General features: G+C 47.3%; 19 protein-coding genes. 13 read left to right on the forward strand and 6 right to left on the reverse strand.

Annotated elements, in window-relative coordinates; all coding sequences use genetic code 11:
- Positions 1-107 precede the first annotated feature (107 nt).
- From AC5I6P_RS08135 to AC5I6P_RS08195, 13 genes are all read left to right on the forward strand, one after another.
- On the forward strand, positions 108-2,363 hold the full coding sequence (locus AC5I6P_RS08135) for a hypothetical protein (RefSeq protein ID WP_495693248.1): 2,256 nt from the start codon (positions 108-110) through the stop codon (positions 2,361-2,363).
- Between the two features lie 178 nt (positions 2,364-2,541).
- The gene (locus tag AC5I6P_RS08140) at positions 2,542-3,045 is read left to right on the forward strand and encodes a hypothetical protein (RefSeq protein WP_495693249.1); all 504 of its coding nucleotides are present in this window, start codon (positions 2,542-2,544) and stop codon (positions 3,043-3,045) included.
- Between the two features lie 39 nt (positions 3,046-3,084).
- Positions 3,085-3,507, forward strand: a complete 423-nt coding sequence (locus AC5I6P_RS08145; RefSeq protein WP_495693250.1) for a hypothetical protein — start codon at positions 3,085-3,087, stop codon at positions 3,505-3,507.
- A 9-nt stretch (positions 3,508-3,516) separates the two neighbouring features.
- A complete protein-coding gene (locus AC5I6P_RS08150) occupies positions 3,517-3,888 on the forward strand; it encodes a hypothetical protein (protein ID WP_495693251.1) in 372 nt (123 codons plus the stop codon).
- Complete coding sequence (locus AC5I6P_RS08155) at positions 3,888-4,526, forward strand: hypothetical protein (RefSeq protein ID WP_495693252.1); 639 nt, start codon at positions 3,888-3,890, stop codon at positions 4,524-4,526. Before AC5I6P_RS08150 ends, AC5I6P_RS08155 begins: the two co-directional genes overlap by 1 nt.
- On the forward strand, positions 4,526-5,143 hold the full coding sequence (locus AC5I6P_RS08160) for a hypothetical protein (RefSeq protein ID WP_495693253.1): 618 nt from the start codon (positions 4,526-4,528) through the stop codon (positions 5,141-5,143). The genes AC5I6P_RS08155 and AC5I6P_RS08160 overlap by 1 nt, the downstream gene beginning before the upstream one ends.
- Before the next feature lie 6 nt (positions 5,144-5,149).
- Positions 5,150-5,296: a hypothetical protein gene (locus AC5I6P_RS08165; RefSeq protein ID WP_495693254.1), complete on the forward strand. Its 147-nt coding sequence runs from the start codon at positions 5,150-5,152 to the stop codon at positions 5,294-5,296.
- Complete coding sequence (locus AC5I6P_RS08170; RefSeq protein WP_495693255.1) at positions 5,283-5,666, forward strand: hypothetical protein; 384 nt, start codon at positions 5,283-5,285, stop codon at positions 5,664-5,666. Before AC5I6P_RS08165 ends, AC5I6P_RS08170 begins: the two co-directional genes overlap by 14 nt.
- The gene (locus AC5I6P_RS08175; RefSeq protein ID WP_495693256.1) at positions 5,663-5,911 is read left to right on the forward strand and encodes a hypothetical protein; all 249 of its coding nucleotides are present in this window, start codon (positions 5,663-5,665) and stop codon (positions 5,909-5,911) included. Before AC5I6P_RS08170 ends, AC5I6P_RS08175 begins: the two co-directional genes overlap by 4 nt.
- A 514-nt stretch (positions 5,912-6,425) precedes the next feature.
- The gene (locus AC5I6P_RS08180) at positions 6,426-7,106 is read left to right on the forward strand and encodes an NADPH-dependent F420 reductase (RefSeq protein WP_495693257.1); all 681 of its coding nucleotides are present in this window, start codon (positions 6,426-6,428) and stop codon (positions 7,104-7,106) included.
- 471 nt (positions 7,107-7,577) lie between these two features.
- Positions 7,578-8,039, forward strand: a complete 462-nt coding sequence (locus tag AC5I6P_RS08185; protein ID WP_495693258.1) for a hypothetical protein — start codon at positions 7,578-7,580, stop codon at positions 8,037-8,039.
- Between the two features lie 544 nt (positions 8,040-8,583).
- Positions 8,584-9,288, forward strand: a complete 705-nt coding sequence (locus AC5I6P_RS08190; protein ID WP_495693259.1) for a hypothetical protein — start codon at positions 8,584-8,586, stop codon at positions 9,286-9,288.
- 142 nt (positions 9,289-9,430) lie between these two features.
- Positions 9,431-10,003 carry a dihydrofolate reductase family protein gene (locus tag AC5I6P_RS08195; RefSeq protein WP_495693260.1) on the forward strand — a complete coding sequence of 191 codons (573 nt, stop codon included), beginning with the start codon at positions 9,431-9,433 and terminating at the stop codon, positions 10,001-10,003.
- Between the two features lie 341 nt (positions 10,004-10,344).
- On the opposite strand, the gene AC5I6P_RS08200 is transcribed toward AC5I6P_RS08195, so the two are convergent.
- The 6 genes from AC5I6P_RS08200 to AC5I6P_RS08225 all read right to left on the reverse strand — a co-directional run bounded on the left by AC5I6P_RS08200 (position 10,345) and on the right by AC5I6P_RS08225 (position 14,223).
- On the reverse strand, positions 10,345-11,109 hold the full coding sequence (locus AC5I6P_RS08200; RefSeq protein ID WP_495693261.1) for a pentapeptide repeat-containing protein: 765 nt from the start codon (positions 11,107-11,109) through the stop codon (positions 10,345-10,347).
- A gap of 874 nt (positions 11,110-11,983) precedes the next feature.
- The gene (locus tag AC5I6P_RS08205; protein WP_495693262.1) at positions 11,984-12,193 is read right to left on the reverse strand and encodes a hypothetical protein; all 210 of its coding nucleotides are present in this window, start codon (positions 12,191-12,193) and stop codon (positions 11,984-11,986) included.
- A 171-nt stretch (positions 12,194-12,364) separates the two neighbouring features.
- Positions 12,365-12,907 (reverse strand): hypothetical protein, encoded by a 543-nt coding sequence (locus AC5I6P_RS08210; RefSeq protein ID WP_495693263.1) that lies wholly within the window; start codon positions 12,905-12,907, stop codon positions 12,365-12,367.
- A 122-nt stretch (positions 12,908-13,029) separates the two neighbouring features.
- A complete protein-coding gene (locus tag AC5I6P_RS08215; RefSeq protein ID WP_495693264.1) occupies positions 13,030-13,290 on the reverse strand; it encodes a hypothetical protein in 261 nt (86 codons plus the stop codon).
- A gap of 28 nt (positions 13,291-13,318) precedes the next feature.
- The gene (locus AC5I6P_RS08220; RefSeq protein WP_495693265.1) at positions 13,319-13,804 is read right to left on the reverse strand and encodes a hypothetical protein; all 486 of its coding nucleotides are present in this window, start codon (positions 13,802-13,804) and stop codon (positions 13,319-13,321) included.
- An 11-nt stretch (positions 13,805-13,815) separates the two neighbouring features.
- Positions 13,816-14,223: a hypothetical protein gene (locus AC5I6P_RS08225; protein WP_495693266.1), complete on the reverse strand. Its 408-nt coding sequence runs from the start codon at positions 14,221-14,223 to the stop codon at positions 13,816-13,818.
- Positions 14,224-14,399 lie beyond the last annotated feature (176 nt).

Consider the following 14,399-nt stretch of genomic DNA (forward strand, 5'->3'; position numbering starts at 1 on the left):
GGGCATCAATTCTTGAAGCACTATCTGTAGCTGGACTTTAGAGATTTGGTATAAGAACTCAAACCGCAGATGGACGGGTGGAATTCAGGGATCTGTCTCCTCCACCCATGCCGCAATGGGCCGTAGATAGCGCGAAGCAATATGAGCAGCGCGAACGCCTGCGGCAATTCGTCCAACAGGACGGAACAATTAACGGCCAACGGCTGAAATACTTACCTGATGGTGCTTCCTTTGAGTACAAGGGGAAAACCTACGACAATAAATCGCAGGTTGATCCAACGTCGCTCAATCAGGGCCGCTCGCAGGTTTCCCCTAAACCGAGCGGTCTGGATTCACTCAGTCGGTCGATCAGCGGCACCGGACCACAGATAAAAATTGTTGGCCGCTCTGGTGATGGAATGCTAGGCACCCCATCCAGGAGTGAAGCATCAACGACCGTCATCGACAAACCTACTCCCAAACCGTTTACATCGGGGCCACCTCCTACAACTAAGACAGGCGTTGGAGTAGGGACAGGTGGAAAACCTAGCACACCCCAAACGGGTGGAGGTGTGGGCAGCGGCAGAGCCTCTGCCACCCCTACGGGTAGGGGTGGCAGAGGTGCCGGTTTGGGTGGAGGTGTAGGATTTGGTTTGAGTGCCGGTAGCGCTGGGGGTGCCGCTGGTTTGGGTGTTTCCCTCGCTAATGCCATCGTTAGCGATTACATTTCTTCTAAACCATCCCGCTTTAATGGTGTAGGGCAAGATCGCAACTCTGCCGTCGAGAATATTGGTAACGGCATTGTGAGCGGTGCCGGTCAATTGAGCAGCGCTCTAAGAGATGCCCTATTTGGCAGCTCTAAACCACCATCGCTGGATAATGGTAATTTTGCTGACCCCATCCCTGGCAATCGGTTTCCTCCTGATGGCAGCATTACGTTGTCTTATCCCTACGATGATTATGAATTCAGCTATTCAGGGGAGTATGACCAACTGTTGATCGGTGGAGGTTATGAGCATCGAATCGAGAATGTGATCACAGGCCGATTCAGTGGGCAACCCGTCTCAATTGAGGTAAGAAAAGAGCGAGGTGGAGAAGTTGCAAAGGTCTATACGCTCGATTTGAGCGGTACTCTTCAAGTGACCACTCTTGGGATCGGCACCTCAAACGATAACAGCTCGAAAAACGGTCATTTTACGTCGTTTAACTTTAGGGACATCGGCGGAGGTGAAATTCTCAAGGTTTTACCACCACCGGCAGAGCTGAGCAATTACCAAGGAGACATCGGCAGCGCTGGAGCGAGTGAGTCTAGTTGGATGGGTGCCGGTGGCACTGGTGAGAGTCCGGGTGGCATGGGGTCAGATTTGGGCACAAGCCTATTTAGTGGCAGCGCAGGCACCGGCGCCGGCGTAGGGCCAAATTCGGCACCTAGTCAGTTTGCAGGGCCGCGATCGAGTGTAGCCGGTGCGAGTGCTGGTGCTTCTCCTGGCCCTGGCATAAGTCGAGGCCCTGGCCCTAGTTTTAATCCCGGTGGCAGTCCTGGCCCTGGCCCTGGCCCCACTAGTAAGACATCTTCTGGTAATGGCACCACTTCCAAGGGCATCGGTAGTGAGAACAAAACTACCAAGCAATTAAGAGAAGAAACGAAGACAAAACCAGAACCCGAACCAGAACCAAAACCAGAAACGAAAACGCCACCAAACTGTGAAGATCCATGTATTCAAGGCCTGCATGACAAGCTAAACAAACAGAACGACACGATCAAAATTAAGGTGCCAATATTTAAGGCTTGCATCCTTGATAGTGAGGGTATCAAGACAGGTGAGGCAGAATCCCAAGAATCTGAAATGATGGTGCCCAAACAACAATCTCAGGTAATCGCGGCCCAATTTCTAAGACTGTTCAGGATTGAAAGTTTGCAGTGCAGAGAACCGATCGCCCTGGTGCCTGATTGGTGGAAGTTGAGACGCGGCTCTAGCGTGCCACAATTAGCAATTTTGTTTGCAGAGCAACGTAATAGCGGGAAACTAGGATCGTCACGGTGGACCATGCACATCCCACATTATGATCGGCCCAATGGATTCAAACCGAGCATTCCCGCTTACACTAAGGGCAATTGGCAAGGTGTCCTAACGTTAGCAGATGGCTCGAAGCTTGGTGTCAATGCGTCAAGTGCTTCTGAATGCAAACGAGTAATCAATAAGCTTAAAATCTTGATTCCTGTTCAATTCAGAACTATGAACGGGAAAGCAATACAACCGAAAATTACAGAGAATCCAGATGCGAACCTCAAACAGGTGCGTGTAGTGCCGACTAGAGCCGATTTCTTCCACCAAGGTTCACTCAATCCAGAGCCTAAATGGTCTATCAATTTAAGAAAATAGCTCAGTAAATAAACGTAAGTTGTGAGGATGCCTTTCAGCCTCATCTCGGTATATTCGTCTTCGCTCTTAGAGCGAAGAAAATAGACGTGGTTTCCCATTGCCGATTGTTGGGAGAGTCGCTTAACTTTGTCTCAGCAATGTTTAACTCTCTCACTCCCTCTCTCATCACGGGTAATTTATGTCTACAATCACCACGACCGGATCGAGCCTCAAAGCTGACAACAAACCAGGTGCAGTCTTAGAAGCAGCGCTATTGTTAGATGCTGCTGAGAAAGCAAGAAACGGCGCAAATCCGGGCATCACTCCTAAGAACAATATCAGCATCACATTCTCAAGCGATGATGGCACTGCAAACATCGCGGCCACCTTGCCGGTAGAGGTGAGCGTAGGATCAGACGGTTCTATCGCTTATGCACCAAAGGACTATCTCGGTGGCAGCTATGCCACGTTCACAGCCGGCGGCGATGTGACAGCCACCAATTGTATGGCCGCTCTAGTGCAGGTTGCACAATTGCTGAGCGCTGCTGAGAAAGCAGTACAGCCGGTAGAAGATCAGAGCAATTTCATCCAAATCGAGTCATCCAGCGAGGCAGGCACGATTACGATCGCCGCTGCAATGCCGATTACTCAAACGATCAACGCCGATGGAAACATCGTTACATCAGCGCTTGACTACCTCTAAACCTATCTCAGGAGCAAACCACTAAGAGGTAATTGAACAATGGCAACAAAACGGGCCGCAATTGGGCCACGGGTAACGGTGGCAATTGGTAGCAAAAAAGTAGGAAATCAGACAGTTACCCTGTATTCCTACATGCCCAAGACGGTGGCTGATCTATTTGGCTTCAAAGCGGTGGCAGCACCCAAAGCGAAGGATCGGACTCAGAACGGCAAAAAAATCACGGGTGGATTAATCAGGGGTTCTATTGGTGCAGGCTCGATCAAGGTGCCCATTGGGAAACCGACCAAGAAGAAAAACGCCGCTGGTAAACAGGTGACAGTACAGAAGTACCGCTCAATCCCTGTCCCCAATGGTGCAACTAACGCGATGATTGTTGCCTTTCTGAAGAAAGCCAGCAAAAACAAGCCGGATCGCTTTGTTTCTCGTGATGGCCGCTCCTATCCTGTGACTGCAAGCAAGTAAGGTTAATTCATGAGAGAAACGTTTATCTATGGTAGGGAGATTGACTTTAGGAAATCTAACTACTTTGAAATCCCAGTATTTTGGGCGGATACGTTTCTCCTCATGAAACTTGACTCTATCGGAGATGATCGATCTTCTATTGGAAAAGTTTGGTTTTTACCCTTCATTCATGGATTCGGTTTTGTTAGAGCGCAACCAACCGACATGGCTGAAGGGCTTAATTTATTGCAATTTTCGGGTGTCTCTGACTTCTATAGAATTGCTTTGCAACCATACTCAAAAGTAACTAAGTGCAACGTTAAAATCTGGACTACAGATTACCAACCGCGTGTAGCTTCTCAGCTTAACGACATTCAATCTATCGTTCAATATTTGCTCTAATGGCATGGTCTAATGTTGCCTCAATTGATGTCAATCGTGAATGGACATTCACCCCTAATATCGATGCAGATTTGGGGTATTTTCGTATTAATTTTGGTGTGGGAGATGTTAGAGGAACGTTACTAAATCAGCCGATATGGATTGCTCAAATTGATTTAGATAGTGTTCCTGACAGCATTGACATTTATGATGAGCGTCGCATTATCGCTTCATCTTTCAATCGAGTCTTAGAGTTTGAAACGCCTGCATTCATTAGCAATCGCGGTTTAGCTCTAAGAAGTTCCCCTGATTTCTTCGATTTCTGGAATATTACCATTGAGGTTTCTACTATGCCTTTAGTTCGTTCAAGCGTGCCTCTATCACCTCCCACTTCTTCGACCGTAAACGTTTCGACCGTTGGAGCGTCCACAACGGCAGTCTCTATTCTTGCTGCTAATGGATCGCGTAAGGGTGCAACAATCACAAACAACTCAACAGCTACGCTATCGATTGATTTTGCCGCAACAGTCACTACAGCGGCTTTTAGTTTGCAACTGTTCAGTAATGATTACTTTGAGGTTCCCTATGGTTATACAGGTGCAATCTCAGGGATTTGGTCAGCAGTAAACGGCAATGCGCTAGTAAGAGAGTTTGTATAATGCCTTTGATCCGGAGTGCAAATCAATCTTCCAATCCACCCCCGGCAGATTCTCCACCTCTAAGCGTTGATAATCCTGCGACTGATGCCACTCTATCGGCCCTAATTAGCAAAGTAACTGAAATACTAGAAGCCCTAAGAATCAAGGGAATTTTGCAGGACACTGCTAACAATCGCGATCGTACGATCTTCAGTTTGCTTTCTTACTCACCGGCCAACAATAACAGCTACTCCTATTACTTCAGTGGTAGCGATATGCTGAAAATTATTGATGGTAATTTTAGTGATGGCATGATGGCGAATGCGGGTAAGGTCTTCATTCACATCTCGCTTACCAGTTCAGCTTTCATCAACAGATTGGAATTGTACTTAGGACAATTCAACGGAGCTTATAACGTCCCTAGAACGTTCAAAATCTATTCGGGTTTTGTCACCAGTGATGCGGCTTCCCCTCTCTTCAGCTCCACCCTAGCAAATACAACAAATCTGCAAACGCTTGACCTCTCTAATGTTCTGACATTAGACACTCCCTCAAACGCTTATACCTTTGTGTTTGGTGATTCTGGTGACAATTACGTTTCGATTAATGAAATGCGCTTGTTTGGTTATTTTGTGTGACGTTTCATGAAAATCTCAAAAGCTTTCAAGGCTAAATTAGCCAATTTCGCGTTTCAAGTAGCAATCGGGGCAATTAATACCCGTGAGCCGATCGCCGGTGCTTTGCGCTCCTTCCTTGAGGAGCTGGAGAAGACGGGCAATGATCAAAGCTGAAACTATCGGCCTATTCATCGCGGTTCTGTCGTTTTTTATTACGATTGGTTCAATCGTTTGGAAAGTGTCAGCCACAGTGTCAAACCTCAAACTAGCTCTGAAGCATCAGGACGCTGCAATCGCTCGTGAATTGGCAGCAATGAAAACTGAGCTAAGAGAGTTAATTCTGAAGGTGCAACATGATTTAGAATTGCGTAGCTCTGAAATGGGCCACTTCGACGATAAATTGATGTTAGGCATCAATGGCGCTCGCGATATGGCAGTCCATGTCCGAGAGCGCACAGACAAAACCCATCAAGAGGTTATCTCTAGATTGTCTGACCTGGAACAATTTCTAGCCAAGCATTTGGAGTTTGAGCGCAGGCGATGACTGAGAATTTTGAACGTGAGATTTTAGCGAGTCAAGGTCTGGTGAGAATGTGGCTTGTAGAAGCTGGCATGATGGGCCGGTTATCAACCGCGATCGCTCTACAGCTACTTGAGCTAGAGATCCGCAGAAATATTGCCATCGTAGGAGATGGCACCCCATCCCCAGCAGTGCAAGCTCTTGATGATGTAATTTCCTCTACTGGCTTAAATTTGGTTGATATTGGGCCAATGAAGCAACAGGACTAGATTTGGACTATATAACCGTTCGGTTATAGTCTGAAACCCGCATTCTCTCGTAGACAACCAGTGTCTAGCTTCACGAGAGAATGCGGGTTTTCCCCTGGTTAACTGCGGTCTTCAGCAGTTAATCACCAATTAAATCGGTGAATTGTGGTTGTGAGCAGGCAACCAGAGCCAGCTTATTTGTTGCATTAAAAGGGCGATCGCTGGGTTCACACGAGAGAATAGGCAGAAACATTCCGCCTAATTCCCCCATTGGGGATGTTAGACCGACAAATTTCTGCCTAATCACCTATTTGGGGATCTTAGATGGACAGAAATCTGCATAACTGCGCTAATTTGGGATCTTAGGCGGAAAAAGTCAGTCTAAATAATAGTTATACAGCTTCAGGTATTAGTTAGGGCAGCCGTTGGATCAAGCTTGTTAGTGTTGAGAGTCAAGTAATCTCCGGTTAGGTAAGGAGTGGTTCTAATTGCACCTGATATAGTGATCCTGAAAAGAAAGGGAGTTGCTTAAACGATGAAGATTGGAGTTATTGGCAGTGGGAACATGGGACGTTCTCTAGGGCTGCTTTGGGCGGCACAAGGTCACGAAGTTTTCTTTGGTGCTCGGACGAAAGAGAAGGGGCAGTCAGTAGCTGCATTTGTTGAGCGTGGAACGCAGGGTGGCACAAACGATGAAGCAGCAATTTTTGGTGATGTCCTGCTATATACAGCGCGAGGTGTAAATCCTGCTGAGGTGCTTAATTCAGTTGAAGTGCTATCTGGCAAAATCTTAATTGACTGCAATAACTTTGAGATTCCAGAGGGGTTCGAGTTTTCACCGATTGTGCAGTCACTTGCCGAAAAATTAGCGTCAGAAGTTCCAAATGCAAGGGTTGTAAAAGCCTTCAATACAATGGCTCAGGAAATTTTTGAACTTGCACCTAGCCCGCTCAAAGATTATCAAGTCTCTGTCTTTGTTTGTGCTGACGATGCTGAAGCTCGTAAAACGGTCATGCAACTAGCCAAGGATATCGGATTTGCTTCTGTTGACTGTGGAGAGTTACGTCGTGCTCGTTTAGTTGAAGGATTAGGAGATTTTATCCGATTCATGATCGGTGGCCAGTTACAAAATCCTTATGCCACTATTTCTGTTAATATTTTGCCTCCTGCATCAGAGCAACGATTAGGTGGACGGCAACCATCTAACCTTTCATAGATGAGGAGAGCACACGCTGTATAACAATTCGCTCGGAGCGGACTGAAGGAATCTGCTGGTAATGAGTTCAAAGTCTTCGACAGCCGCTCAAGCGAGCCGTTATGCTGCTCCATCTTAGGCTGAAGCAGTACTTGAAGCGTTTCTATACGGTACTTTCATGGCTTTTAGCGTGATCAGAGTTATTCAGCGCAGTGCCGCAAGGCAAGTAATTTCAGGTTCTCTCTCTTGCTTACGTTAGGGGAAATAACATAATGAAAAAACATAATGTTTTTTTGGGGAGCGCAAGCAGGGCGTTGTGATGAAGGATATTTGGCAGCTAATCGACCAAGGGTAAGCAGGGAGATCGCATCAAAAGCAGAGAGTTTCAGTCTAAATAATAGTTAGCCTTTGCCAGAAATTCTAATTTCAACGATCTGGAAAGGACGAAAGTACTGATGAATGTATTAGTGCGATCGTTAGCCTACACTCGCTATGAAACAGATGTGGTTCTGTAAGCCCTGGATTGGAGTCGTTAGCCTGGTGTGCCTTAGTGCGATTGGACTAGGTATCATTGTCCTATCGAATGAATCGTTGTGGCGCTGGCGATTTCGTATGCAACCGCCCATCCTGGCAGGGGCAACTTCCCTTAAGGTGTTCCAGCCATCCACCGAGGTCGAGCGGATCATCCAATTTGACATTGATCCAGGAGCAGCCGATCGCGTTCAGCAGTTTTACCAAACGGAGCTGATCAAGAATGGCTGGCGCTACCGTTGTACCGAGGATAAGCCGCTGGACACCCGTTTTGCACTCTCGGATGTGTACGAGCGTAGCACGACACAAAATCCGAAGGGGGAAACGCTTGAGATTAAGATTGGGAAGCACTTGGCAGGTAAGCGAGTCATTTGGGTGCATGAGAAGTTGATTCCACCTTATAAAGCCTGTACCACGAGGTGAACTTCAATCGGAAATGAGGCTTGATGGTAGCGTCACTATCAAGGTGATCGAGTAGTTGAAAGTCTCTCCGTTAAGGCACGATCTAACAACGCAGTGGAGCTGACAGTATAAAGTCTTCTCGGTCCGTTTCGGTCGTATCTGCCGCCGCTCACTTTAACTATTGTCAAATTCATTTTCTCAAGATTTGGGACTTCTGCATTGTAGAGCAGACAACCAGAGCAAGATTACTTGTTGCATTAAAAGGCCGATCGCTCGGTTCACGTGAGAGAATAGGCAGAAACATTCCGCCTAATTCCCCCATTTGGGATCTTAGACCGACAAATTTCTGCCTAATCATCTATTTGGGGATCTTAGATGGACAGAAATCTGCATAACTACGCTAATTTGGGATCTTAGGCGGAAAAAGTCAGTCTAAACAAGAGTTATACGGCATAGATATAGCGCTTGAGGAAGAAATCTAACCTTGCTTTCCTGGGTACTCCAAGGGCGAAAACATAGCGAGATGCCTTCCTAATTGCAAAAAGCAAGAATTGAGATTATGAGTATGTCCGATGATGACTTAGATGTTCAGGCTGAGATTTCTTGGCTCACAGTTAGAACAACGGATATTAATGCTGTTGTAGAGATATTGGAGCTAGAAGCGATTCGGCAAGGAAGATGGCAAGATGCCTCCGAAAAGATAAATGGAAAGCGACAAACAACAGCTAATACTTTCTTGTACGTTTCTCAAGATACTTGGGTTGTTGTTCCATACAAATGGGAGTTTGTTGCTCCTGATGATGTTGAAATTACATCAGGTGTCCGCGAACTTTGTGTGCAGGCAAGAGAGAGTCTGATCTGCAAGTTGAGTCAGCAGTTTGGTGAAGCACAGTTATTTGAATTTGATACTGAGTATTTCTGTGGCACAACTGCTTGGATGCTGGCTAGGAACGGACAGTTAATTCGGTCTTTCGTGTATGATCTTTCGTCGCAGTTTCTACGCAATTTCGGAGAACCAACAGAAGCGGAACAGTTTATGGATTGGGCGCGTGTCAGAGAACTTGAAAATTGGACAGAAGAAGATTGGGAGAACTGGGAAGAAGATAGTGATGGAGAAACAGACCTCTTTATCGGTTGTAGAGGAGATAGCCCTAAGGCTGTAGAAACTATCAAAGTCGCGCGACAGTGGAGCATAGATCCTCTTTGCACAGATCGTCCAGGAAAAAGATTCGGCATTCTTGGTAACGGGAAGTTCGTACTTTGCCAGTAGGTTTTGCTCGTCAAAACCTGCCGTATAACAATCGCGCTGCACCGGAACGTTATGATCTGGTCGGTCAGTTGCAAAGGTTATTTGCGTCCGGTGAGCGCGAACGTTAGGCGGTCGCAATCAGGCCTTGGAAGCGAAAACAGTTATGAAGACCCAGTACTATACAGCCACAAGCCTTGACGGGTTCATTGCTACCGAAGATGATTCGTTGGACTGGCTGTTTCCGCTTGACAACCTGAATGACTCCAGCTACTCAGAGTTCATCGCTGAGGTAGGTGCATTGGCCATGGGGTCGGCCACCTACGAGTGGATGGTGCGCAACGCCGATCAGGTGGCGGCCGAGACCGGCTCATCGTGGCCGTACACTCAGCCTGTCTGGGTATTCACCAGTCGCAGTCTCCCGGTAATCGAGGGTGTAGACATCCGATTTGTAAAAGGGGATGTGCGCCAAGTTCACCTTGAAATGCGGGCGGCGGCGGAGGGCAAGAACATCTGGATTGTGGGAGGCGGCGACTTGGCAGGGCAGTTCCATGATGCCGAGCTTTTGGATGAGCTAATCGTCCAGATTGTGTCAGTTACCCTGGGCAGAGGTAAGCAACTGTTCCCGCGCCGAGTTCTGAGCCCAACCCTACGTCTGATGTCGGTTCGCCAAATCGGCACGGGTATGGCTGAACTTCGTTATGAAGTGGGTAAGGGCAGTGCGGGCAGCGTCACTTAACATAGCCTCTGAGCCGGACGAGCGACAATTGCTTGGCATGGATACGAGGGTATAGGTCGCCGTTGATTGCGATCGTTGTCAAATTCATTTTCTCAAGATTTGGAACTTCTGCGTTGCGACGCAGAAGGTCAAGAAGTTTTGTATGAGGTTGGCGCTGCGGGAAGCCGCAGAAGTCCCTATTGAAACCCGCATGAAATAGCAGAAGTCCCAAATCTTGAGGAAATGATTTTGATAATAACTAAGCTCACCCGCCGCCGGAAGCCGGAGCGACGGGAGGAACGACCAAACCGCAGGCTGTAGGCGGTCGGGTGCAGCGCCTTGTTCGACCGCCCGTCAGTCTGTCATAGACTTAGGACATGATAGTAGCGTTCTATAAGTCTGTCTTCGGGTTCCTCGCCTTTGACTATATCTTCTAAATCTTTACTATCCCAAAATGCCAATCTAAGCCCTCTTGAAGCGTTAGATAACATTTGTAATCGCATTTCTTGTTGGGCATCTTTGCTCATAGTTCGAGTAGTAACAATTAAGCCGATACCGCCATGAGGAATTGTTCCAGCAAGTTTTTTGACGGTGCCTGACCCAACAGGCTTATTTTCATTTTTACATTCCACGAATATGGGGCCACCAAGTCCCGCAGTCAAGAGAGCCAAACTTTTATTCATCACGATCAGGTCTATTTCGTCTGTTAATCTGCGCCTATCCCTATTACGGACGGTCAAGTTTGGAATTCTGCCAATAATCATTTCCGTCAGGGTCTCTAACGACTTCTTCTTCTCGTCGTTGGTGACAGCCGTGTTAGCAACTTCCAACTGGCTTTCAATTTCGTGCATCCAAACCCGCTTTAATGGTTCCTGAAGATTTGGGGCAGTCCGGTAAATTGCATCAAGGTGTATGCCTCGAAAGTCAGCACCTTGAAAACTTGCACCTTCAATGCATGTGCGATATTGTTCTACATTCCCAGTGCCGGGAAAAAGTATCATGCCGCCAAGACCAATGTGTGAGTTTTTTAGATTGGCTTTATCGAAAGAAGAGTTAGATAAATCAGCACTCTGTAAACCTGCTCCCTCCAAGTTTGCTCCATATAAAATGCAACTGATAAATTTCATGCACACGGACTTGAATCACATTCAAGTCCGTGTGCATGAAATTACATCCTGTAAAGATTGCCATATCCATGAACGAGCGACTCAAATCACTATTATCAAATGTGCAAAGATGAGCCGTAAAGCCTCTAAACTCAGCACAATGCAGATTCAAGTTGGATAAATTAATCCCTTCTATCACTACACCTTCAAAAGAGCCGCCAGTCTCATGTTCCTCAATAAATTTCTCGCGTGTTTTAGGGCATGGGCTATGCCAGTAACACAATCCTCCCAGCTCAGCTATGCCGGGACGATGGCAAAAATTACCGAACTTAGCCGGATATAAACATTCACCAAGTTTGCGTGGAGATGTATTAATTTTGCTAGACATACATCAGAGTTTAACCGCTTTGGGGACGCAGCAGCAGAGGGCGGTCGAACTCTTATTTAGACTGACTTTTTCCGCCTAAGATCCCGAATTAGCGGAGTTATGCAGATTTCTGTCCATCTAAGATCCTCAGATGGGTGATGAGGCAGAAATGTGTCGGTCTAACATCCCAAGTTGGGGAATTAGGCGGAATGTTTCTGTTTATTCTCTCGTGTGAACCCAGCGATCGCCCTTTTAATGCAACAAGTAAGCTGGCTCTGGTTGCCTGCTCTACACTGCAGGAGGTCAAGGACTTCCACCAGCTAAAAACTTTATCCCGTTCTGACTGACTGATTCATAGACCGTCTGACCAGTGGATGTGACCGCATAGGGCAGAAACACTTGGGGCAATGTGGCGATACCGGCTTGAATAATCGCCATTTGTGCCTCAACCCAATCTTTGACAATGCGCCATGCAACCCGCCTAGCTTGCTCCTGCGTCTTGTAGCGACTATCAATGTTTTTGTCTCTCTAGAGCGTTTTGTAAACCCCGTCGTGATTGCTAGGCAAGCGAAAACTAATAAATTCGTCATTCAACTTAATTAGAAACGTTACAGCTACAGGCAACGAATCAACGAAGTCAACAGAGACGTTTTGCGCTCCATGTTTGGCTAAAACGGACTGAATTTCTCCCACTGTTTTGATTGGGTCAATTTTGGTGGTGTAGTTTAATATCGCCATAGCTAATTGAATGATTTCCTGTTGCAATCGTTGCATGTTTGTAGAGCCTGCTAATTTTCGGCGTCAGTTTCGGCGTCGGTTCGGTCTAAGGCTCGGTGTGAGCTTCGGCCCCCAAGACGCCTAGGGAACACCGAGCGGAGACCGAAACACCGATACACCGAAATCAAACAATCAAACTGTTAGTAATAACCTCCATTCCTTCAAACTTGAATCCTTCCATTCACCTAGGCCGATATTACTAATTGCGATCAGCAATTGTTTGATATTTTCAGTTTTAAGGCCGAAATTCTTCCCCCAATTACTCCTAAGTTTCTCGACAGAAATCCATCCGTCTGAATCGCAGTATTGCCCCCCTTTTCCCGTGAGATATTCACACAAAGCCCATCCCACATCCCCGCAACATTGCATCACTTCCTGCTGAATTCTCAGAAGAGAATTGGCTTGATCTGCGATCGGCAATCCTGCATGTGGGGTAGAGTAACGACCGCTCGCCGGTTCGTCTGGGGTTGGTGTCGCGTACAGATCAGCAAGCGCTTTCAACTCTTGGTCATAGTCCACACTGATCGCGACCATGTTGACTTGATGCCGGCCCATCACTTGACTATTCCATTCCCGCTCTTTCAGTGAATCAACCAAATCATTGCGCCGGCCTTCTTTCTGCCATTTTGGGAGAAGTGTTACGGCCACGAGGAAAAACACCAGCGGGATAAACATTGTGAGCAGTCGCAATGGGGGCGCTAGATATGCAACAAAGCAAACAGATGAGATCCACGTGAAGCAACCCAAACCAAACGCTACGGCCCATTGCTTCCCGTAGTTCTCTTGAGGCAACCATTTCAGGAAATTAGCCATCCGATCGCCCCCCCTAGAATGTACGTTCCAGCAATGCCGATCGCTATTCCTAGCGTGGTGTCTTCTTGCCATCCGAAATAAGCATCTAGCAATGGGCCGGCAAAATAGGCCACAAATACGATGGCCGCGAGAATCAAAAAGATCGTCCACATGCCAGCACTGAGTGGAGGCAACTGCCTAGCCATTAGCCCCAAAAAAGAGCTAATGGCTAGACCCAAACCCCCAAAGGTTAAAAGTCTAGCCATCTTAAACATGTTTAGATTCTCCTAAAAATTAGCTCCAACGCTTGTTCACGTCCGTGTGCAGTTCTCTTAATTCAGCCACTCTTACCGTCGCTTCATCCTGAGCAGCACCTAATGAGTAGCCCATCCCTGCATAGACCGGAGTGAGGCCGGCGAGCGTTTTCGCTTTGTTCACATCGGCCCCCTTTTTCGCGGCCACAGCGCGAGCCACGCCGGTCTGGTAGCCTCTGAAGGCAACTTGATCGCGAGTGTCAGCAGTCTCGATCGTTTTCAGAGCGGTGTAGGCTTTAGCGTTGTTCTTCGATTGACGCTTGCGAGTTGCGGCTTTCACTCTCAGCTGATCAACCTCTTTTTTTGAGAAGTTTTGATGCTTGGAAATGACTTGCTCGGTTCTAATCTCGCTATTGTCTCCAGGATTCCAAGGAGTTGGAGCGCCCCCGGCAACTTGCATCACATCGCTGGGAGTCATGCCCCCAAGCTTGTTTGCAGTAGCATTTCTGGATTGACCTAATCTCATTGAATTACCTCTTATTTACAGAACAAAATGCAATTTGTGGGAACGACGACCTGCTTTTCTACGATCGTCGGCTTTTCGACGACCATCGGAGCGGGGGCCGATATCTTGCTCGTGATGGCGGCTGTGATGCCGGCGATCACGATGCCGCAAACTCCAATCGCTAACCAGGTTCGATCAATCTTCTCGGCTTGCATCTGGTTAAACACTTCGGTAGGGATTACGTGGTAGTCCTTCCCCTCATGGTGATAGGTGGGGAAGTTGTAAGGGCGTGGCGCTTGCCACTGATACTGTGGCGGCGATCTGTGCTTATCAATGTTTGGCATGATGGCAGTAGTGATAAATGAACGAAAAAGAGCGATCGCACTGCTACCAGGGTGCGATCGCTCTTTTGTTGAAACTTTTGCAAATAGAACAGGCATAATCTAAATCTCTGTAGTGGTAACTGAACTACGGAGCGCTGCCGGGGGAAGCTTGCCCTTCCGCTCGGCTCTTGTTTTTAGGTCATTGCGCTTACTCTCCTAGTGACAAAATCGAGTTGATGCTGAAGTATGTTGGGTCAGGCTTCAGCGCTTTTGTTTTGTGCCCCCAAACTATC

Source organism: Myxacorys sp. (assembly GCF_059501405.1).